Raw genomic sequence first — 21,322 nt, 5'->3', positions numbered from 1 at the left:
TGGTTTGCGCCATTCCCACAGAACACTATTGTATTCCCTTGCCCCAAGGGGTGCGCGCACCGTAGCGTCCTGTTTTACGGATTAAGGACACCATGCAGAAACTGATCTCTTCATTCTCCCGTCTGACAGCCTCAGGCGCTCTGGCAACACTGCTTGCGCTTGGCGGCCAGTCCGCAGCGCAGGCCGCAACCGAGGGCAGCTTTACCCCCGCACAACGGGCCGAAATTGTCTCGATCGTACGGAACGCGCTCAAAACCGACCCTACCATCCTGACCGATGCGGTCGCGGCGATGCAGAACAAGGCATCGGAGCAGAAGGCCTCCTCCGCACTGGAGGTTGTGCGCCGCAACAAGGCACAGTTTGGCAACAGCACGACCGACATTGTTCTGGGCAACCCGCACGGCACGTTGAGCGTGGTCGAATTTTATGACCCGCGCTGCCCTTACTGCCGCAAGGTTCTGCCTGACCTGGACGCACTGGTCGCTGCGGAACCTGACCTGAAGCTGGTGGAAAAAGTTATTCCCGTACTGGGGCCAAACAGCGTGCTGGATTCTCAGGCCATTGTGGCGGCTGGCCTACAGAACGCCTACAAGCCCTTCCAGCAAGCACTTATGGCGGACACCAGCGCACCGGGTGTGGAGCGCATTCGCCATGCCGCAGGACTGGCCGGGCTGGATGCAGACCGGCTGGTAAAAGACATGAAGAGTACCGCCGTTGCCACGGCTCTGGCCCAGAATGTTGCTCTGGCCCGCTCGATTGATCTGGACGGCACACCGACTTTTATTATTGGCGAGCAGCAGATTATTCCCGGTGCGGTCTCTCTGGAGGACCTGAAGGCCGCAGTCGAAAAGCTGAAGCAGACCCACTAACACCACGCACAACCAACGGTCTGGCCCGGCGCGCTACAGCGCTAGCCAGACCACCGCCTGCCCCCTCGTGGCCCCAGCCGGACACGCCACCCATACGGGTTTTCATCACCCGCGGGGCGACATAAAACTGTCACTTTACTCCCCACAAAAAGTAATCTTACTTTTATAAATCCTTCTATTTTAACAAAAAATCGAAAAATGACCCTGCCGCAAAAATTTGACCAGCTCAGCATGGGTTCCCTCGCGCAGGAAGGATTCAGACTCTGTCCGTCAGAATCCGGAAGCGCAGTCATGGATATTTTTAAAAATCATCCTGACACCCATCATATTTGCATTATAAACGGGAGAAACATTCCTGTTGGCGTGGTTGAGAGGCAACGCTTCCTCTCCCTTATGTCCAGCCCGTTTTCCTACGCTTTGTACCATAAACGGCCCGTCACCCTGCTTATGGATGACAACCCGCTAACGGTTGAAGCCAGAACACCCATTCTTGATTTTACAAAAGAAATTCTTAACAACAAAATATCTGATATTAACAAGTCTTTTATCATTACGCATAATCAGTCATACGTTGGAACAGCCACCCCATTTGATCTTATGCGGATGTCCTACATCCACAGTAACCATATTTCTGACACGCTACAAAACCGCACCCAAACTCTCCATGAAACACTTCATAAAATTCAGACCGCCACACATTCCATCAATGCCGAATCTCGCAATCTGAAAGATGAATCCGAGAACCTTTCGGAACGGAACAAGATACAGAACCAGCACCTTGTTGAATCTGACCAGAGAATAAAATCCACTATTCAAAAAACTGAAGACCAGAATATCAAAATGGAGCAATCCAGAAATTATATAGAACACGCCTCTGTTAACATTAAAGACTCCTGCATAAAAATTAACGACACCATTGATAAATTCAAAAAAATATCAGAAGCATCAGAAGATATTGGAAAAATTCTTAATATTATGAAAAGCATTTCTGCCCAGATCAATATTCTGGGCATTAATGCCACCATAGAAGCCGCCAAAGCGGGAAGCTATGGTGCAGGGTTTGGCGTTGTTGCGCAGGAAATCCGTAACCTCTCACACAAAACTTCAGAAGCCCTGCAACGCACAAAAACACTTATTGCATATTCACAAGATGCCATAAGCACCTGCTCAGACTCCATGAATGATAATTCCCAGACATTGGCAGGCATTATCCACCATGTTGAAAAAATAGCTCAATCTTTTAAAGAGTTTGAAGAAACGGCGCTTGCACAGAAGGAGGAAATTCACCAACTCCATCAGATTATGCAGAAACTGAATGTTTCAACCGCCAAAAATAATGAGACGGTTCACAACACGAATACCATTTGTGACAATCTTTTTATCAACGTATCTGAACTCGCGCAGATTACAACCAACATGAACAGCCTGCCTGCGCACTATAACCTGCAATAAAAAACCCTCCAGAAAACTGGAGGGTTTTTTATTTTTGCAACGTCTTCCCCTGTAATCAGGCTACCTTTTCCACCTTTGGCAGGGCGGCTTCAGGCATCGCACCTTCCTCACGCAACAAGGTGGCAAGAGCGCGTACCATATCATCCATCATCTCATCTGTATGGAATGGTCCCGGCGTCAGCCGCAGGCGTTCAGTCCCTTCAGGCACGGTGGGGTAATTAATGGGCGTTGCATAATGCCCAAATTCCACCAGAAGGCGACGGCTTATCCGTTTGCAGCGCTCAGCATCGCCAATGGGAATAGGCACAATATGGCTTGGTGTCATGGTAAACGGCACACCAGCCGCCCGCAAACGCTGCCGCATGGTATGCACACGCTCAAACAGGGACTCGCGCCGCCAGTTTTCCGCCCGCACCTTGCGTACGCTTGTCAAAGCAGCTCCCACCACAGAGGGAGGCAGAGCCGTGGTGAATATGAACCCAGATGCCGTTGAGCGCAGAAAATCCACAATCTCGGCCGATGCGGTAATATACCCACCATGCACGCCAAACCCTTTGGCCAGCGTGCCCTCAATAATATCCACCTGATCCGCAACGCCATCACGTTGCGACACACCGCCCCCTTCCTGACCGTACAGCCCAACAGCATGGACTTCGTCCAGATAGGTCAGAGCGTTGTATTTTCTGGCCAGAGCACAGATCGCGCCAATATCCGCCATGTCTCCATCCATGGAGTACACGCTCTCAAACGCAATCAATTTAGGCGCATCGGCCGGAGCCGCTGCCAGCTTGGCTTCCAGATCCTGTAGGTCGTTATGTTCAAAAATAACGGTCTGCGACCCCCGCGCGCTCTTGATGCCCGCAATCATGGAAGCGTGGTTCAGGCGGTCGGAAAAGCAGATCCAGCCGGGCATGGACATAAGAATTGTCTGCAAACTGGCCTGGTTAGACACATAACCGGAAATAAAGAGCAGACCCGCTTCCTTGCCATGCAGGGCGGCAAGCTCCGCTTCCAGCTGGTTATGCAGCGGGCTGGTGCCTGCAATATTGCGGGTTCCGCCTGCCCCTGCACCATGCTCACGAATGGCGGCAATGGCCGCTTCCTGCACTTCGGGCACAACGCCCATACCCAGATAGTCGTTGGTGGACCAGACAATAACGTCACGCCCTTCGGGCAGGTTGGCGACGTATTCCTCATACAGGGGAAAGCGTTCTGCCTGACGCGCCAGCGGCGTAAAGGTTCTGTAGCGCCCCTGCTGCTTGATACGCTCCAGCGTTTCCTCGCAGTGGTTGTAAAAAGGGTGCCGGGCGTTCTTGATCGCTCCCACGCTTGGTTTCTCCTCGCTTCTCGTCAGAAACGGTCGGGGCATGGGCTTACCCATCGGCCGTCTGGCCTTTCTGTCTTCAATACTTAGTGTTTCGGTTACGCAACCTACCGCACATACACCCGTACGGTTGGCTTCGTCACCGACGAATCCGGCATAGCGGACATTTCCACCTGTGCTTCGGGTGCCCCGGCGTCCATTAGCTCCTGCATAACAGCGCGACCATCATGCTGTACCAGTTCCAGCAGAGCAGATTGCTCATCCCCCTGACTGGCCTGCGGTGGCACCAGACAGCTTACAACAAAGAGTACTTCTTTTTTACGTGCAAGAGCCTGATGGGCAATCTGGTCGACTGGCGCCTTCCACTCCGCCTGCGGCGTGCCTGCAACCAGTTCGATCAGGGGCGGCACGGGCGGGGGAGCCGGCGGGGGTGGCGGAATGTACGGTTTGGGCTCAACACTGGCTGACGGGTTGAATGTCCGTTGGTCCAGAGGCTTACACCCAGCCATGCCCGTTAACAGACATAGTGCCAGAACAGCCCGAAAAGCCCCCCTTTTTTGTGCGCCATGAACAACGGACAGCATGACCGGACTCTTCTCCACTCAAACATATAGTGTGCCAGACGCACGTATTTACAGGGTTATCGCCTTCTTCTTTCGCGCTCCAATGCGCCAGACGCAAGCCCCAACCTCCGCAACGGCCCCCTAAATACACATATCTGGCTCTAAAACTGCCCCTTGCCGTTACCGTTGGCTCTCTGGTTAACTGCAAAAGCATCTCGGCCCGGTTGATCCGGCGCTTTTTACAGTCTCCTTCTGACAGACACAGGGCTGATGGCCAGCACGTCTTCTTCAGACCACACTGCTTCTTCCACCTCCACGCAGGACGCGCTTGTACTGCGCATGGACACGGCCGCCCGCAAACTGCTGACCGCAGGCACAACCGAAGTGGACACGCAGGCCGAGCTGCAAACCATGTGCCTGCCCATTACCGCCCTGTGGTGCCGCATCCTCCGCTTTGACCCCGCAGTGCCGGACTGGCCGGACCGGGACCGCTGCGTTGTTCCATCTTCCGCCATGTTGCCTTTGCTGGCCGCCATGCTCCGCCTTACAGCGCCGGATGCGCACGGCCTCAGCCCCACCACTCTGGAATATGGCCAACACCCCGCGGTGGAAATTGCAACCGGACCGGCCGGGCAGGGTATGGCAGCAGCGGCTGGCATGGCGTTGGCCGAGCAACAACTAGCCAACCGCTACGGGCGGTCTCTGGTCAACCACCGTACATGGGTGCTGGCGCGGGACAGCGACCTGGCCACCGGCGTTGCACTGGAAGCCGCACAACTGGCCAGCCGTTTTGGCCTGAACCGCATGGCTGTTCTGGTCTGCCCATCCCCCTTGACTGACCCGACGGATTTTTCGGACTCACTGGCCCGCTTCAGCGCATCAGGATGGAGCGTGCGCAAGGTCCGCGCGCACGACCTTGGGGCCATAATGGCGGCCTTGCAGGCCATTCTACGCGCCAGAAAGCCCACGCTGCTGGCCTGTATGCCGGAATGTTGCTCCCCCCTGCCCGACATGCCGCCGGAAGAAGAGCTGACAGGCCCGTGGAGCCCCACCGCCCGGCGCGGTAGCTCCATCCGCCGCTCATGGCTCCGTAGGTTGGCCCAACACCGTGCCAGAGCCGATTTTGAACGTGAGCAACTGGGCAAGGCCCGCCAGACCATGCGCGAAGACTGGGGCCGCGTATGGCGCCAGACCATGCGCACGGCGCCGAACGGGTCCACCCAGCAGGCAGCCTTTGCCGGGCTGCGCTCTCTCTCCATCCTACGGCAGGATGTTACCATTCTGGCGGCAACCTCCAGCACCCGCAGCTCGCGCCGCGCTAACCTGCCCGCCCCCTTTGGCCATGCGGCACAACCTTGCGGCATACAGGAACACGGCATGGCTGGTATGCTGAATGGCATGGCCCGGCATGGTGGCGTCCTCCCCTGTGGGGTTGCTGGCATGATGACCATTGACCGTATGCGCTCCGCCCTCCGCATGACCGCCCTCATGCGCAGCAAGGTGCTCTACCTGTTAACGGATGACGGGCTGGCCCTAAGCGACAACGGAGGCGGCTGGCAGCCCGTGGAACAACTGGCCAGCCTGCGCGCCATGCCACATCTGGCTGTTTTCCGCCCTGCCTGCGCGGAAGAAACTTTTGCCTGCTGGCAAGCGGCCCTGAACTGGCCGGAAGGCCCGGCCCTGCTCATTCTTTGCCCACACCCCCCACCACCCCGCGCCAGCAGGCGGGCAGGGCATTACGGCGGGCCGTCCCACGGAGGGTATCTCATAAGCTGCGGAACAGGGCCGCGGCATGTCACACTTATGGCATCCGGCCCAGAGGTTGCCATTGCCACGCAGGCAGGGCAGCATCTGAGCCAACAGGGGCTGAATGTGGCCGTTGTTTCCATCCCCTGCTGGGAGGTTTTTGCACAGCAGCCAGCCACCTACCGCTCAGCCGTGCTGGGCCGGGAAGGGCTGCGCGTCGGTATAGAAGCCGCCAGCAGCTTTGGCTGGGAACGCTGGCTTGGCGCGGAGGGAATTTTCATCGGTATGGATGATTTTGGCATATCCGCCCCCGCCAACGCGGTGTATGAACGCTTTGGCATTACAGCCGGAGCGATCTGCGAGAAAGTGCTCACGCGCCTTCTTGCAGCTGGAGCGCAAAAGGACCCGTCCCTGACCGCCCCAACCCCGTCCCGGCTGGAAGACCTGGACATGTCACTAACGATAACAAGATTATAAAAAATACGGAGACACATCCCATGGCAGTCAAAATCGCCATCAATGGCTTTGGACGTATCGGTCGCCTTGTGCTGCGCGGCATTATTGAAAGCGGGCGCACAGACGTGGTGCCGGTTGCCATTAACGATCTGGGCAGCGTTGAAGATAACGCCCACCTCCTGAGCTATGACAGCGTGCATGGACGCCTGCCTGCGGATGTGCGGGTGGAAAACGGCAAACTGGTCATTTCCGCCAATGGCCGGACATGGGACCCGATCACCGTTTCTGCAGAGCGTGACCCGTCCAAAGTGCCTTTTCAGGGTGTGGATGTGGCCATGGAGTGCACCGGCCTGTTCACCACCAAGGAAAAAGCAGGGCAACTGCTGGCCGCTGGCGCACGTAAGGTTATTGTTTCCGCCCCGGCAACAGATGTGGACGCAACCATTGTTTACGGCGTCAATCAGGATGTGCTGACATCGGACATGACCGTCATCTCCAACGCATCCTGCACCACCAACTGCTTGGCCCCCATTGCCAAGGTGATGGAAGATGCCTTTGGCATTGAGCGTGGTTACATGGTGACCATCCACTCCTACACCGGTGACCAGCGCACGGTGGACACCCTGCACAAGGACCTGCGCCGCGCCCGCGCCGCTGGCATGAACATGATCCCCACCTCCACGGGGGCAGCCCGCGCCGTGGGTCTGGTTCTGCCACAGCTCAAAGGTAAGCTGGATGGCACGGCCATTCGTGTGCCAACGGCCAATGTCTCCGTTGTCTCGCTCGACTTTGTGCCCAAAAAAGTTCCCGGCAGCGTGGAAGACGTCAACAACGCGATCAAAGCTGTTGTAGACTCTGGTAAAATGAAGAACGCGCTGGCCTACAACGCCGCGCCGCTGGTTAGCTCCGACTTTAACCACGCCATTGCTTCTTCCACCTTTGATGCAACGCAGACCGCACTGGTGGATAGTGGCAAACTGGTACGTGTGTGCTCCTGGTACGACAACGAATGGGGTTTCTCCAACCGTATGTCGGACACGGCAGCCCTTTTTGGATCGCTCTAATGGCTACAAATCTTCCTTTTGCCACGCTGGACAAGCTGGACCCCAAGGGTAAGCGCGTCCTGCTCCGTGTTGATCTGAACGTCCCCATGAAGGACGGTCAGGTTACCGACCAGACCCGCATTGAGCGGGTCGTACCCACCATTCGGGAACTGGCGGACAAGGGCGGCCGGGTTATTCTGCTCAGCCATTTTGACCGGCCCAAAGGGCAGGTTGTGCCCGACATGTCGCTCAAGCCCATTGCCACGGCGCTGGCGACAGCACTGGGCCGCCCGGTCAATTTTGCGCATGACTGCATTGGCCCCGATGCCGAAGCAGCCACCCGCTCCCTGAAGGATGGCGAGGTGCTGCTGCTGGAAAACACCCGCTTCCAGCCCGGCGAGGAACAAAATGACGCGGCTCTGTCCGCCGCCCTTGCCAGCCTTGGCGATGTGTATGTGAACGATGCGTTCTCGGCCGCACACCGTGCCCATGCTTCCACGGCAGGCGTTGCCACCCATCTGCCATCCTTTGGTGGCCGCCTGATGGAAGCGGAATTGCAGGCTCTGTATGCCGCGCTGGAAAACCCCGAACGCCCTGTAGGGGCCATTGTGGGGGGAGCCAAAATTTCCACCAAACTCCAGTTGTTGGAAAACATGCTGGAAAAAGTGGACATGCTGGCTATTGGCGGCGCCATGGCCAACACTTTTCTGGCGGCGCAGGGCCTAAATGTCGGCAAGTCACTTAAAGAAGATGACATGCTGGATACGGCCCGCCAGATCATGGCGCAGGCCAAGGCCAAGAACTGCGACCTGATCCTGCCTGTTGATGTGGTAATTTCGGAAGACTTCATGGCGGGTGCTCCAACCAGCACCGTTCCCGTTACCGCCATCCCCGATGGCTGGATGGCGCTTGATGTCGGGCCGGAAACCGTCAAACTGCTCAACAGCAAACTGGCAGGCCTTAAAACACTGGTCTGGAATGGCCCGCTTGGCGTGTTTGAACTCCCCCCATTTGATGAGGGTACAAACGCCGTTGCACAGGAAGCTGGCCGCCTGACCAAAGCAGGGAGCCTGAAGACTGTTGCCGGTGGGGGGGATACTGTTTCCGCCCTGCGCCATGCTGGTGTGCTGCATGACATGACCTATGTCTCAACCGCAGGCGGTGCCTTCCTTGAATGGCTGGAAGGCAAGGTTCTGCCCGGCCTGACCGCCATTAGCACTACGCTGGAAAAAACCCTGCCGGTCTAAACTTCGGCACGTTTTTTATCCATCAGGACCGCTGGAGCCACATGGTTCCAGCGGTTTTTTTGTGCCGATCAGGTCTGACCATCAGGCAGCACCACCGGGATGGGGCGCGGGCGGCCATAAGTCTGCATCAACACCACCCCGGCCATAACCACAGCTCCACCAAGCAGGGTTTTAAGGGCTGGAACCTCACCAGTCATGCCATAGGCCAGCACCAGTGTTGTTGGAGCCAGCAGGTATAAAAAACCCGATGAACGGGCGACCCCAATCTGCCCCACCACATGCGCCCATGCCGCATAACCCAGCACGGCTGGAAAAAAACCGAGCAGTATTGCCAAACACCACGGCCACGCCCCTTTACCCTGCAAAGCCATAACGCCTGTAGGGACCCATGGCAGCAATACCACCGCCCCAATCAGCAAGATCCACGCGGTTGACGCCAATGCGCCGTATCGCGCGACCAGAGGCTGTTGCAGCAAAAAATACAGGGCAGAGCAGAATGCTGCGGCCAGCACATCCATAGCACCCGACCCAAAGCCAAAACCGCCGGGCTGCTCGCTCCCAATCAACACAATGCCAGTAAAACTAATAACCGAGCCAACCCACCCCCATAAGGGCAGCGTCTCTCCCAAAAAGACCACAGCCACAAAAGCAGACATAAACGGCGCAAAGTTAATGAGCAGGCTGGTCGCTCCGGCAGAGACCGTCTGCTCGCCCGTATTGAACAGAATATTATACAGAGCGATCCCCACAGCCCCACACAGCAGGAACCGTGGCATATCCCGCCACTGCGGGCAGGCTGGCCGACACACGCAGAACCAGCCCAACACCACCAACGCCGCCACAGCATAACGCAAAGCCGCAAGCGGGACGGGGGGCACATATATCAACGCCATACGCACCAATGGATAGGCGCTGGCCCAAGACAGAATAGCCGCACACACAGCCAGCCCCGGCACATTGCGCGGCGCTGCTTCCGCATGTGTCATGGTACATCCCTTATTAAAAAATACTTTTATTCTCTACGAAGTACCTGATCTGTCAGGAAAGAGGAAAACTGCCCTGCTACAAAATCCTGCTTGAGGGCAACCTCATCATACTCATGCTGCACCCAGTCCATGAACGGTATGCGCCCTTCTGCCTGAGCCTGATACCGTAGGAAAAAAGCATCCAGAATACCTGTGCGCGAACGACGGAAATGCAAATAGCGCCACGAAAGCTCACCCAAAGCCTGCTCGGCTGTTCCGCCTTCAAACATAATGACCAATGCTGAGGCCAACCCTGCCCGGTCTGCCCCGGACTTGCAGTGCATTAACATGGGGAACTGCAACTCCCGGTACATTTGTGCAAAGCGCAGGATACGGTCTTTATGGGGGGCACCCCTACTTTCAAACGCCATGTCCAGATGGGTAATCCCGATCTGTGCCGCGGCATTGCGCGAGAGTGCGTCCGAACCACATTGCCTGTGGCCACGCAGGTTAACCAGCGTACGCAACCCCAGTTTGCTTACAGCCCTCCGCAGGCGGGCAGGCGTTGGGTGATTACAGCGATAAACCTTGCCGGGAATAACCGCATGAAAGTTGGTCCAGACCAGACGAAGAACAGCGTGATCAACAAACAGGCTGTCCGTCCATGCTCTGGCACGGCCGGTCAGGGAAGAAAGATGGCCGTTAAACACTAAACCCCCTTGTGTCATGCAGGTGCATGGGTGGCCACCATGTTCCACCTCCAGCCCTGTGCGTCAACATTGGCCAATTTCATCTGCAACAATGCGCAAACAGAAAACCCGGCAGAAAAAGCTCTGCCGGGTTCTCCTGAACATTTGCCAGACTGGACCGATATAGTCAGATCTTGCGTTCGATCTGTAGTTCCTTGATCCGGCCAATAGCCTTGGCCGGGTTTAGCCCCTTGGGGCAGGTCTGGGTGCAGTTCATAATAGTGCGGCAAGCGTAGAGCTTGAACGTATCTTCCAATGAATCCAGCCGCTCGCCTGTATGTTCATCACGGCTATCCGCAATCCAGCGATATGCGGCAAGCAGCACGGCCGGGCCGAGATACTTGTCCCCATTCCACCAGTAAGACGGACAAGACGTGGTGCAGCAGAAGCACAGAATGCACTCCCACATACCGTCCAGCTTGGCGCGTTCCTCAATACTCTGGCGGCGTTCACCATCCGGAGGAGGTGCGCTATCCGCCTGCATCCAAGGCTGAATGGAGCGAAGCTGCGCGTAGGCCCCATCCAGATTGGACACCAGATCTTTTACAATCGGCATATGGGGCAACGGATAAATCCGTACATCACCCTTTATGCTTTTGATCGGTTTAAGGCACGCCAAGGTGTTTTCGCCATCAATGTTCATGGCGCAGGACCCACAGATCCCTTCACGGCAGGAGCGCCGGAACGTTAATGTGGGGTCCACTTCATTCTTGATGTGGATAATGGCATCCAGCACCATTGGCCCGATTGTATCCAGATCAAGCTCGTATGAGTCTATGACCGGGTTTTTACCATCGTCCGGAGACCAACGGTAAACCCTGAAGGTTTTAACATTCTTTGCGCCGGCCGGAGCGGGAAAGGTCTGACCTTTCCCTATGGTGCTGTTGCGCGGCAGTCTGAGTTCGACCATGTTCGCCTCCCTTTGCCCTGCGGATCAGTAAACGCGCTTTTTGGGTGGGAAAACCTCGACATCGTCGGTCAGGGTTTTCATATGCACCGGACGATAGGTCAGTTTGACGCCACCCTTGTCATCCAGCCAGGAAACGGAATGTTTGAGCCATTCCTTGTCATCACGATCGGGGAAGTCATCGCGGGCATGTGCGCCACGGCTTTCATGCCGGGCAAGGCCGCTTTCCAGCGTGGCGGTTGCGTTGGCCAGCAGGTTTTCAAACTCCAGCGCTTCCATCAGGTCACTGTTCCAGATCAGTGAGCTATCGGAAACGGAGATGTCGCCCAGACCACTCCAGATTTCGCGAATCTTGTTCACGCCTTCCTGCAGACTGTCCTCCGTGCGGAACACGGCGGCATGGGTCTGCATGTCACGCTGGAGCCTGTCCCGCATGGCGGAAACCTTGGTACCACCCTTGGCGTAACGCAGCTTGTCCAGACGATCCAGCGCAGCTTCACCCGCACCGGCGGGGAGGGGGCGCACAAAGTCCGTCGGCTTAACCACTTCCGCCGCACGGCGGGCAGCCGCACGACCAAACACGATCAGATCGAGCAGGGAGTTGGTACCAAGACGGTTTGCACCATGCACGGACACACAGGCTGCCTCGCCCACGGCCATCAGACCGGGGACCACGGCATCCGGGTTTTCCGCTGTGGGGCGCACGACTTCGCCGTGAATATTGGTGGGAATACCACCCATATTGTAATGCACGGTCGGCAGAACCGGCACGGGTTCCTTGGTTACGTCCACACCAGCAAAAATACGCGATGTTTCCAGAATACCCGGCAGACGTTCATGCAGCAGGTCGGAGCCCAGATGCTCCAGATGCATCATGATGTGGTCTTTTTTGGGACCACAGCCACGCCCTTCCTTAATCTCGATCGTCATGGCGCGGGACACCACATCGCGCGAGGCAAGGTCCTTGGCCGTGGGAGCATAACGCTCCATAAAGCGCTCACCTTCGGAGTTGGTCAGGTAACCACCCTCACCACGGCACCCTTCGGTCAGCAGGCAGCCTGCGGGGTAAATGCCCGTAGGATGGAACTGCACAAATTCCATATCCTGCGTGGGCAGGCCAGCACGCATGACCATGCCGTTACCATCACCCGTACAGGTATGGGCGGATGTGCAGGACTGGTAAGCACGGCCATAACCGCCTGTGGCCAGCACCACCGTTTTGGCGTTGAAGCGATGGATCGTCCCATCATCCTGACACCACGCCATAACACCACGGCAGGCGCCCTCGTCATCCATAATCAGGTCAATGGCGAAGTATTCGACAAAGAACTCAACGTTATGTTTGAGGCACTGCTGGTACAACGTGTGCAGAATGGCATGGCCCGTACGGTCGGCTGCGGCACATGCGCGGGGCACCGGCGCCTTGCCGTAATCGCTCATATGGCCACCAAACGGACGCTGGTAGATCTTACCATCTTCCGTACGGGAGAAGGGCACACCAAAGTGCTCCAATTCCTGTACTGCGGGCACGGCCTCACGGCACATGAACTCGATTGCGTCCTGATCCCCCAGCCAGTCAGACCCCTTTACGGTGTCGTACATGTGCCAGCGCCAGTTATCCTCGGCCATGTTGCCAAGGGAGGCACCAATACCCCCCTGTGCTGCCACCGTGTGGCTACGCGTAGGAAAAACCTTGGTTACGCAAGCGGTGCTCAGGCCAGCGGCCCCCATGCCCAGCGTTGCACGCAGGCCCGAACCACCTGCACCCACGACCACAACATCATATGCGTGATCAATAATCCGGTAAGCTCCCCGAGAAGGAGAGGAATTGGCATTCATCGTGACGGCGCTCCCATATGCGTTCGGCCTGTCAGTCGTTCAGGTTCATGCCGCCGCGTATCCGACCTGTTCCGTCGGCGGCACAAGGCTCTTTAAATACTTGGGCAGGTGCCCCGGTTACTTACCGGTGCTGCTCCGTGCCACCAGCTTGATCACGGCGAACACGCCCAGCAGCCCCAGAAGGGACGTACCGATTTTGACCAGCAGGCGGGTAGGGAGGTGCGCCTTGCCATGCACGTAATCGTCCACAATAACCTGCAGGCCAACCTGCGCATGGTAGAATGTGGTGATGATCAGCGCAGCCAGCATTGTGGCGTTAACGGGCTTGCCGCCCCATTTGACCACCTCGGCATGGTCTGCGCCACCAAGGCGGAACATCTGCACAACAAACCACGTGGACAGCGGCAACAGGCTGGCAGCGGAAACGCGCTCGGCCCACCAATGACCCACACCGGAATGTCCGGCACCCAGACCACGCGCACGCCCAAGCTGGGAGCGCATGACTTCAATATGTGGAACAGAAGCATTCATGTCAGGACACCTTCCCGGCTTTGGCGCGTTTGCTTCTGCGGCAACCTGCCACAGCAAGCAGGGCAGCGGCCAGCACGGTGCTTACGCCGGCTGTAACACCCACTGCCACTGGGCCATCCTTGTTCAGCTCTTCCTTGTCGTACCGGTACCCCGCATCCCAGATGAGATGCCGGATGCCACCGACTGTGTGGTAAACGACCGAAGCCAGCCACCCTACCAGCACCAACTGGCCAAGCGGGTTGCCCGTTACCTTGCGGGCCGTGGCAAAGGCCTTGGGCCCCTTGGCCGCTGCCCCAAGCCAGAACACGCCCAGCGCGGCACCGGCTGTAGCGATCACTCCCGTGATTCGATTCGAAATGGAAAGAACCATGGAAAGCCGGTAACGGTACACCTGCAAGTGCGGCGACATGGGTCGCTGGATCAGTGTGCCGTCACTTCGGCTCCCTACATAGAGGGCCTTACGGATATCCTGCATTGTCAGCCTCGTACCCCGTGTCTATCCCTGTGCGCTGGTTGCATCCAGCGTTTTGCATCGTTTTTGTCCTACGCCCCGCGCCTCCGGCCGGTCAATTCAACGGATCAACACGAGACCGAGAGGGGCGGGATTCTCACTCAGGCGTGTCTGGGCAGAAGGTCGAGCGCAACCATCGTTTCAGCAATCTGCACCGCGTTCAAAGCCGCGCCTTTCCGCAGATTATCGGCCACACACCAGAAGGCCAGACCGTGCGGAACAGTCGGATCGACACGAAGGCGTGACACATAGGTTGCATCCTCACCCACGCATTCCAGTGGCGTAACATATCCGCCATCTTCACGCTGATCGAGCAGCACAACACCCTCGGACTCCCGCAGGGCCTCACGGGCACGCTCCAGGTCCACCGGCTCCACAAACTCGGCAATAACGGATTCGGAATGACCGACAAACACCGGTACACGCACGCAGGTGGCAATAACTTCCACGTCTGGGTCGAGAATCTTCTTGGTCTCGACTCGCATCTTCCATTCTTCCTTGGTCGCACCGTCATCCATGAAGCGGTCGATCTGGGGAATGCAGTTGAAGGAAATCTGCTTCTGGAACTGCTCGATCTTTGGCGGGTCGTTCACAAAGGAGCCACGGGTCTGGGAGAACAGCTCGTCCATGCCATCCTTCCCCGCGCCGGATACGGCCTGATACGTGGAGACAACCACCCGCTTGAGCGTAAACAGGTCATGCAGGGGCTTGAGCGCCACCACCATCTGAATGGTCGAGCAGTTCGGATTGGCAATGATATTGCGCTTCATGCTCTTGAGGGCGAGGGGGTTTACCTCGGGCACCACCAGCGGCACATCCGGCTCCATACGGAAGTGGGATGTGTTGTCGATCACAACGCAACCAGCCTTGGCGGCAATGGGTGCATACTTGGCGGACACAGACCCACCGGGGGAGAACAGCCCGACATCCCAGCCCTTGAAATCAAAGGTCTCAAGGTTCTGGACTTTCAGAACACGGTCCCCAAACGAGACTTCACGTCCCGCGGAACGAGGGGAGGCCAGTGCGACAATATCATCCACCGGGAATTCCCGTTCGGCCAGTGTCTTGAGGATTTCCCGTCCTACAGCACCTGTCGCGCCTACAACAGCAACCCGATAACCCATAATCCACCTTTGATTCAGAGCACGTTAAAAGTCAGAAAAACGGCCACCTGCACGGGGTCCGTCCAATTGCGCGAACCCTAGACCATTCCGCCTGCAAATGGAATTGCCCGCCCCCAGTTTCCACCGCAAGGGCGTGCGCACCCCACGGTGTGCTCCCATGCGGCCCGCACACGGCTGATAACTGGAACACCATTACGAGAAATGCTGCCTGAAACTTATTTATAAAGTGCAATAATGAAAAAAATAATTTTATATCGCGAGGGAAAGGTTTCTTTGACGCATATCAATGCAACCTTTCCCAGATATGGTTGTCATATCAACCAGAAGAAGTTGTGGAGGACGACCGTTTTTCTACCCTGCCACCCCGGTCCCTCCTCCCCCCATACAGAATGCATTGGGAAAAGAACGTGACCGTTAAAATTGCCATCCTGAAGGAAACGCAACCCGACGAACGCCGGGTTGCCATGATTCCCGCGGTAGCGCAGCGCATAGCCAAGCTTGGGGCAAATCTTGTTCTGGAGCAGGGAGCCGGAAGTGCTGCAACCTACACGGACGATGCTTACACAAAGGCGCAGGTAACGCAGGAGCCCGACATAGGGAAGCTGGTTGCAGATGCGGACATTGTGCTGGCCGTCCAGCCCCCCTCGGTTGATACCGTCAAAAAAATGAAGCCCGGCGCCCTGCTGGTTTCCTTCATTTACGCCCAAACCCAGCCTGAACTGGTCAAGGCGCTACGGGATGGCAAAATTACCACTTTTGCCATGGAGCTTATCCCTCGTATCAGCCGTGCGCAGGCCATGGACGCTCTGTCCAGCCAGGCAGCGCTCGCCGGGTATTACGCTCCGCTGCTGGGCAGCGTCCATATGCAGAAAATCCTGCCCATGATGACAACCGCCGTTGGCTCGCTACGTGCAGCCCGTGTGTTGGTCATGGGGCTTGGTGTTGCGGGCCTGCAAGCGCTGGCCACGGCGCACCGTCTGGGCGCCGTATGCGAAGGCTACGACGTGCGCCCCGAAACAAAGGAAGAAGCAGAGTCCGTTGGCGCCAAGTTTGTGGATACCGGGGTCGATGCCCGCGGCGCAGGCGGTTATGCCCGCGAACTGACGGATGAAGAAAAAGCCAAGGTCCGGGCTGCACTTTCCCAGCACATTGCACAGGCAGACCTGATTATTACCACAGCCGCCGTCCCCGGCCGTAAAGCCCCGCGCCTGATTGATGCGGAACAGCTTGCTGGCATGAAGGAAGGGTCCGTGGTGGTGGACATGGGGGCCCCCAATGGTGGCAACTGTGAAGGCACCAAGGCAGGCGAAATAACCAAGGTTGGCCCTGTGGTTCTGGTTGGTCCGACCAACCTGCCTTCCAGTCTGGCAGCTCAGGCCAGTGAACTGTACGCCAAGAACATCTACAACCTGCTGGAGCAGGTTCTGCATGATGGTGTGCTCAAGCCCGATTTTACAGACGAAGTCATAACCGGCACCACGCTGACCCACGATGGCAAGATTACCAATGCCGCCATCCAGAAGGTCATCGAAGGCACACCAGCGGAGAAAGCATAATGGATTCCGTAACATCCATGACCTTCATTATCGCCCTCTACATCTTCATGCTGGCCGCATTTACCGGCTACGTGGTGATTAGCCGGGTGCCCTCCATCCTGCATACGCCCCTTATGTCCGGCTCCAATTTTATCCACGGCATTGTGGTGGTTGGCGCGCTGGATGCGCTGTTCAACGCCACCACGCTGACCGGACAGATTATTGGTTTTGTTGGCGTTTTTCTGGGCGCAGGGAACGTCATGGGCGGCTACGTCGTGACCGACCGTATGCTGGCCATGTTCCGCCCGAGCCAGAAACAGACATCAGAGAAAAAAGGCCAGCAGTAACATGTTTATCGAATACATTGTTGGTCTGAGCGGACTGATTGCCGCAGGACTGTTCATTTACGGGCTGAAGGCCATGTCTTCCCCCGTTACCGCCGTGTCCGGCATTGTTACGGCCGGGTATGGCATGGTTTTTGTGGTTGGGGCCACGTTCCTCAACCTGTTCAACGTAAGCCCCGATGCGCGCCCACATCTGTTGGTCAATGTTGCACTGGCTGTTGTGGCGCTGCTGCTGGGCTGCCTGTGGACCGGCTGGCGCGGCCGCACGGTGCAGATGACCGCCATGCCCCAGATGGTTGCCATTTTTTAACGGCATGGGTGGTGGTTCGGCTGCTTCTCTGGCCGCTGTCAGCCTGCTGTCTGACCATGCCACATCTGGCCTGCACCTCAGTGTCACCATTGTGGGTGCGCTGATTGGCTGCATCTCCTTTACCGGGTCGATCATCGCATGGGCCAAACTTGATGGCCGGATGCGGAAACCCGTGCGTTTTGGCGGGCAGCGCATCTTCAATGCCGCCCTGTTCCTGATCGCTCTGGTGCTTGGCGCCCTGACGGTCATGCAGTATGGCACCCCCACAGGCGTGCTGCCGGGTATTCTGTTCTTTGGTGCGGCCCTGCTGTTTGGCATCTGCATGACCCTTCCCATTGGTGGGGCGGACATGCCGGTGGTGATCTCGCTCTACAACGCCTTTACCGGGTTGGCCGTTGGGCTTGAAGGCTACGTTATGGGCAACCCCGCCCTGATGATTGCCGGTATGGTTGTGGGTTCGGCTGGCACCCTGCTGACCGCCCTGATGGCAAAAGCCATGAACCGCTCGCTCACCAACGTCCTGTTCAGCAACTTTGGTGACACGGCAAGCGCCGCCAAAGGCCCAGAAGGGGAAATGAAGTCTGCCGACCCGTCGGATGCCGCAACCTCCATGCGGTATGCCTCCAGCGTCATTATCGTGCCGGGTTATGGTCTGGCCGTGGCGCAGGCACAGCAGAAGCTGTACGAATTTGTTAAAATGCTTGTGGCTGATGGTGTGGATGTCAAATTCGCCATCCATCCCGTGGCAGGCCGCATGCCGGGGCACATGAACGTGCTGCTGGCCGAAGCTGGCGTTCCATACGACATGATTTACGATATGGACGATATTAACGACAGCTTTGCCACCACCGATGTGGCCCTGATTATTGGTGCAAACGACGTGGTCAACCCCGAAGCCCTGACCGATAAATCCTCCCCGATTTATGGGATGCCTATCCTGAACGCCTACAAGGCCCGTCAGGTATTTGTCATCAAGCGGGGTGCTGGCACAGGTTACTCCGGGGTGCAGAACCCGCTGTTCTTCCAAAAGAACTGCACCATGGTCTTTGGGGATGCACAGGCCGTGCTCTCCAAAATGGTCGAAGCCGTCAAGGCACTCGGCACTGCCTAAGGGCAAGCGGGAGGAACCGGAAGGTTTCTCCCGTTTTTTTATTCGCAAAAAAAGGCGTAGATTATGTCAGGCAAGATGAAAGCCGCTGTCGTCCATGAATTTGGCAAGCCGCTCACGCTTGAAGAACTGGACATTCCCTCCATCAACACCAACCAGATTCTGGTTAAGATGATCGCCTGCGGTGTCTGCCACACAGACCTGCACGCAGCCAGCGGTGACTGGCCCAAAAAACCGACCCTCCCGTTTATTCCGGGGCATGAGGGCGTGGGCACCGTGGTTGCGGTTGGCAGCAATGTTGACTGGATAAAGGAAGGAGACGTGGTTGGCGTTCCGTTCCTTTATTCGGCCTGTGGTCACTGCGAACACTGCTTTGCCGGGTGGGAAACCCTGTGCCAGAAGCAGGAAGAGACGGGCTATTCCGTTAATGGCTGCTTTGCTGAATATGTCGTGGCGGACCCTAACTACGTTGCCCACATTCCAGCCGGGGCGGACCCCATTAAAATTGCACCAGTTCTGTGCGCAGGTCTGACCGTTTATAAAGGCCTGAAGATGACTGACACGCACGCAGGGGACTGGGTTGCTGTGTCTGGTGCTGGTGGGCTGGGCCAGATGGCTATCCAGTATGGCGTTGCCATGGGCCTGAACATGATTGCCGTCGATATTGACGATGCCAAACTTGAAACGGCACGGAAACTTGGCGCAGTGCACACCGTTAACGCCAAAACAACTGACCCGGCAGCCTTTATGCAAAAGGAAGTTGGCGGCGTTCACGGAGGATTGATCACAGCTGTTTCCACCAAGGCTTTTTCTCAGGCCATGGGGTATGTTCGCGCTGGTGGCACACTGGTCCTTAATGGTCTGCCACCGGGGGATTTCCCCATTTCTATTTTTGACATGGTCATGAACGCCATTACCATCCGTGGTTCCATTGTAGGCACCCGGCTGGACATGATTGAGGCGCTCTCTTTCTTTGCTGAAGGAAAAGTGACCTCGGTCACCAAGACTGACAGACTTGAAAACATCAATCAGATATTTGATGATCTCAAGAATGGTCGTGTTGAAGGGCGCGTTGTTCTGGACTTCAGAAACTAACCCCCGTCAACATTGACAAACAAAAGGATTTTTCCGATGGCTTACGCAACGACAAACCCTTTTACCGAAGAACAGGTCAAGGTTTTTCCGAACCCAACCGATGCCGAAGTTGATACGGCACTCGACAAGGGTCATACTGCCTTCAAAAAGTGGAAAAACACATCCTTTGCTGAACGTGCACGCGTTTTGCAAAAAGCCGCAGATCTTCTGCGCGCAAACGTGGACGAATACTCCAAGCTGCTGACCCTTGAAATGGGTAAGCTTTATGCTGAGGCCAAAGCAGAAACCGAGCTTTCGGCGGCAATTTTTGAATATTACGCCGTCAATGCCGAGCGCCTTCTGGCCCCCGAAGTACTCCCCCTTGCCTCCGTTAAGGAAGGCCGCGCCAAGATTGTGTTCGAAGCGCAGGGTATTCTTCTGGCCATTGAACCGTGGAACTTCCCCTACTATCAGGTTGCCCGCATTATTGCCCCGCAGCTTTCCGCTGGTAACGTGGTCATTCTCAAGCACGCCTCCAACGTGCCACAGTGTGCCGCCGCCATGGAAAAGCTGATGCATGATGCAGGTCTGCTGGAAGGTGGCTTCCAGAACCTCTACCCCACGCGTGACCAGCTGGCTAAAATTATTGCTGACCCGCGCGTGCGTGGCGTGGCGCTGACTGGCTCCGAAGGGGCTGGCGCCAAAGTGGCATCTGAAGCAGGGCTTGCCCTTAAAAAGTGCACCATGGAACTGGGTGGTTCGGACGCACTGATCGTGCTGAACGATGCCGACGTGGAAAAAGCTGCCAAATGGGCTGTTTATGGCCGCCACTGGAATGGTGGGCAGGTGTGCGTAAACGCCAAGCGCATGATTGTGGAAGACGGCATTTACGACAAGTTTGTAGAGCTGTACCGCAAAGGCGTTTCCGCACTGCGCATGGGTGACCCTATGGACCCGGCCACCACGTTGCCCCCTCTCTCCTCCCGCGGAGCTGTGGAAGGGTTGAAGCAGCAGGTTGCGGACGCCGTGGCGCAGGGCGCAAAAGCTGAAGAAATTCCTTTGGAAATGCCAAATAAGGGCTGCTTCTTCCGCCCGGTTATTCTGACCAACCTGGAAGAAGGTAATCCGGCCCGGCATACGGAATTCTTTGGCCCGGTAACGATGCTGTTCCGTGCAAAAGATGCTGATCACGCCATTGAAATTGCCAATGACTCCCCTTACGGGCTTGGTGGCTCCATCTTCACCAAAGACGAAGAACGTGGTGCAGAACTGGCACGACAGATTGATACGGGCATGGTGTACATCAACCATCCGACCATGGTTAAGGCCGACCTGCCGTTTGGTGGCGTCAAGCGCTCCGGCTTTGGCCGCGAACTGCTGGGGCTTGGCCTTAAAGAGTTCGTCAATGCCAAGCTGATCGACATTGTGGACATTGACGCACCGTTCTAATGCCTTTTCATCGGCATTAACGGCAAAGGGCGGAAGGATATTTCCTTCCGCCCTTTTTATATTGGTCTATTTGAAATACTTTTGATCAGATCATGTTTTTTTCCGATTATGCGCCTCCATCCGCGCTTTACTCGGACATAAAAAAAGGCCGTGTGCCCTGCACACAGCCTTTTTAA

At 56.7% G+C, this 21,322-nt stretch carries 18 protein-coding genes and 1 pseudogene; 10 read left to right on the top strand and 9 right to left on the bottom strand.

Features of this window, described 5'->3' with window-relative positions:
* The first annotated feature begins 92 nt into the window (after positions 1-92).
* Both AGA_RS02235 and AGA_RS02230 read left to right on the top strand, forming a co-directional pair.
* Positions 93-869 carry a DsbA family protein gene (locus AGA_RS02235; protein WP_059022837.1) on the top strand — a complete coding sequence of 259 codons (777 nt, stop codon included), beginning with the start codon at positions 93-95 and terminating at the stop codon, positions 867-869.
* A gap of 198 nt (positions 870-1,067) precedes the next feature.
* On the top strand, positions 1,068-2,321 hold the full coding sequence (locus tag AGA_RS02230; RefSeq protein ID WP_059022835.1) for a methyl-accepting chemotaxis protein: 1,254 nt from the start codon (positions 1,068-1,070) through the stop codon (positions 2,319-2,321).
* A gap of 55 nt (positions 2,322-2,376) precedes the next feature.
* Here AGA_RS02230 and hemA read toward each other — a convergent pair whose 3' ends face one another.
* Both hemA and AGA_RS02220 read right to left on the bottom strand, forming a co-directional pair.
* A complete protein-coding gene (hemA, locus tag AGA_RS02225; RefSeq protein WP_059024591.1) occupies positions 2,377-3,690 on the bottom strand; it encodes a 5-aminolevulinate synthase in 1,314 nt (437 codons plus the stop codon).
* 62 nt (positions 3,691-3,752) lie between these two features.
* Entirely contained in the window at positions 3,753-4,247 is a 495-nt protein-coding gene (locus tag AGA_RS02220; RefSeq protein ID WP_231945908.1) for a hypothetical protein, read from the bottom strand.
* A 231-nt stretch (positions 4,248-4,478) separates the two neighbouring features.
* On the opposite strand from AGA_RS02220, the gene AGA_RS02215 reads away from it, so the two are divergent.
* Genes AGA_RS02215 through AGA_RS02205 form a run of 3 tightly spaced genes read left to right on the top strand, consistent with a single transcriptional unit; the run spans position 4,479 to position 8,700 of the window.
* Positions 4,479-6,431 carry a transketolase-like TK C-terminal-containing protein gene (locus tag AGA_RS02215; RefSeq protein ID WP_059022831.1) on the top strand — a complete coding sequence of 651 codons (1,953 nt, stop codon included), beginning with the start codon at positions 4,479-4,481 and terminating at the stop codon, positions 6,429-6,431.
* Positions 6,432-6,451: 20 nt separating this feature from the next.
* Positions 6,452-7,474 (top strand): type I glyceraldehyde-3-phosphate dehydrogenase, encoded by a 1,023-nt coding sequence (gene gap, locus AGA_RS02210; protein WP_059022829.1) that lies wholly within the window; start codon positions 6,452-6,454, stop codon positions 7,472-7,474.
* The gene (locus tag AGA_RS02205) at positions 7,474-8,700 is read left to right on the top strand and encodes a phosphoglycerate kinase (RefSeq protein WP_059022828.1); all 1,227 of its coding nucleotides are present in this window, start codon (positions 7,474-7,476) and stop codon (positions 8,698-8,700) included. The genes gap and AGA_RS02205 overlap by 1 nt, the downstream gene beginning before the upstream one ends.
* 68 nt (positions 8,701-8,768) lie before the next feature.
* On the opposite strand, the gene AGA_RS02200 is transcribed toward AGA_RS02205, so the two are convergent.
* The 7 genes from AGA_RS02200 to AGA_RS02170 form a co-directional block, all read right to left on the bottom strand.
* Positions 8,769-9,686, bottom strand: a complete 918-nt coding sequence (locus tag AGA_RS02200) for a DMT family transporter (RefSeq protein ID WP_059022826.1) — start codon at positions 9,684-9,686, stop codon at positions 8,769-8,771.
* A gap of 26 nt (positions 9,687-9,712) precedes the next feature.
* Positions 9,713-10,375, bottom strand: coding sequence for a tyrosine-protein phosphatase (locus AGA_RS02195; protein ID WP_059024590.1), 663 nt, complete (start codon positions 10,373-10,375; stop codon positions 9,713-9,715).
* Positions 10,376-10,541: 166 nt separating this feature from the next.
* Positions 10,542-11,324 carry a succinate dehydrogenase iron-sulfur subunit gene (locus AGA_RS02190; protein ID WP_059022825.1) on the bottom strand — a complete coding sequence of 261 codons (783 nt, stop codon included), beginning with the start codon at positions 11,322-11,324 and terminating at the stop codon, positions 10,542-10,544.
* Positions 11,325-11,348: 24 nt separating this feature from the next.
* Entirely contained in the window at positions 11,349-13,160 is a 1,812-nt protein-coding gene (sdhA, locus tag AGA_RS02185; protein WP_059022823.1) for a succinate dehydrogenase flavoprotein subunit, read from the bottom strand.
* A gap of 117 nt (positions 13,161-13,277) precedes the next feature.
* Positions 13,278-13,691, bottom strand: coding sequence for a succinate dehydrogenase, hydrophobic membrane anchor protein (sdhD, locus tag AGA_RS02180; protein WP_048854972.1), 414 nt, complete (start codon positions 13,689-13,691; stop codon positions 13,278-13,280).
* Position 13,692: 1 nt separating this feature from the next.
* Complete coding sequence (gene sdhC, locus AGA_RS02175) at positions 13,693-14,166, bottom strand: succinate dehydrogenase, cytochrome b556 subunit (protein ID WP_048854973.1); 474 nt, start codon at positions 14,164-14,166, stop codon at positions 13,693-13,695.
* A 137-nt stretch (positions 14,167-14,303) separates the two neighbouring features.
* On the bottom strand, positions 14,304-15,326 hold the full coding sequence (locus AGA_RS02170; RefSeq protein WP_059022822.1) for an aspartate-semialdehyde dehydrogenase: 1,023 nt from the start codon (positions 15,324-15,326) through the stop codon (positions 14,304-14,306).
* Between the two features lie 407 nt (positions 15,327-15,733).
* Here AGA_RS02170 and AGA_RS02165 point away from each other — a divergent pair, with 407 nt between their 5' ends.
* From AGA_RS02165 to AGA_RS02145, 5 genes and pseudogenes are all read left to right on the top strand, one after another.
* Positions 15,734-16,882 carry an NAD(P) transhydrogenase subunit alpha gene (locus tag AGA_RS02165; RefSeq protein WP_059022820.1) on the top strand — a complete coding sequence of 383 codons (1,149 nt, stop codon included), beginning with the start codon at positions 15,734-15,736 and terminating at the stop codon, positions 16,880-16,882.
* Positions 16,882-17,208, top strand: a complete 327-nt coding sequence (locus AGA_RS02160) for an NAD(P) transhydrogenase subunit alpha (protein WP_059022819.1) — start codon at positions 16,882-16,884, stop codon at positions 17,206-17,208. The genes AGA_RS02165 and AGA_RS02160 overlap by 1 nt, the downstream gene beginning before the upstream one ends.
* Position 17,209: 1 nt before the next feature.
* A pseudogene (locus tag AGA_RS02155) lies at positions 17,210-18,626 on the top strand (NAD(P)(+) transhydrogenase (Re/Si-specific) subunit beta).
* Positions 18,627-18,689: 63 nt separating this feature from the next.
* Positions 18,690-19,718, top strand: coding sequence for an alcohol dehydrogenase AdhP (adhP, locus tag AGA_RS02150; RefSeq protein ID WP_059022817.1), 1,029 nt, complete (start codon positions 18,690-18,692; stop codon positions 19,716-19,718).
* A gap of 36 nt (positions 19,719-19,754) precedes the next feature.
* Positions 19,755-21,146: an NAD-dependent succinate-semialdehyde dehydrogenase gene (locus AGA_RS02145; RefSeq protein WP_059022816.1), complete on the top strand. Its 1,392-nt coding sequence runs from the start codon at positions 19,755-19,757 to the stop codon at positions 21,144-21,146.
* Positions 21,147-21,322: the final 176 nt, after the last annotated feature.

The organism is Acetobacter ghanensis (assembly GCF_001499675.1).
Taxonomy (GTDB): Bacteria; Pseudomonadota; Alphaproteobacteria; order Acetobacterales; family Acetobacteraceae; genus Acetobacter; species Acetobacter ghanensis.
Note: the sequence above shows the minus strand (reverse complement) of the source record. Positions and strands in the feature narration are given on the sequence as shown.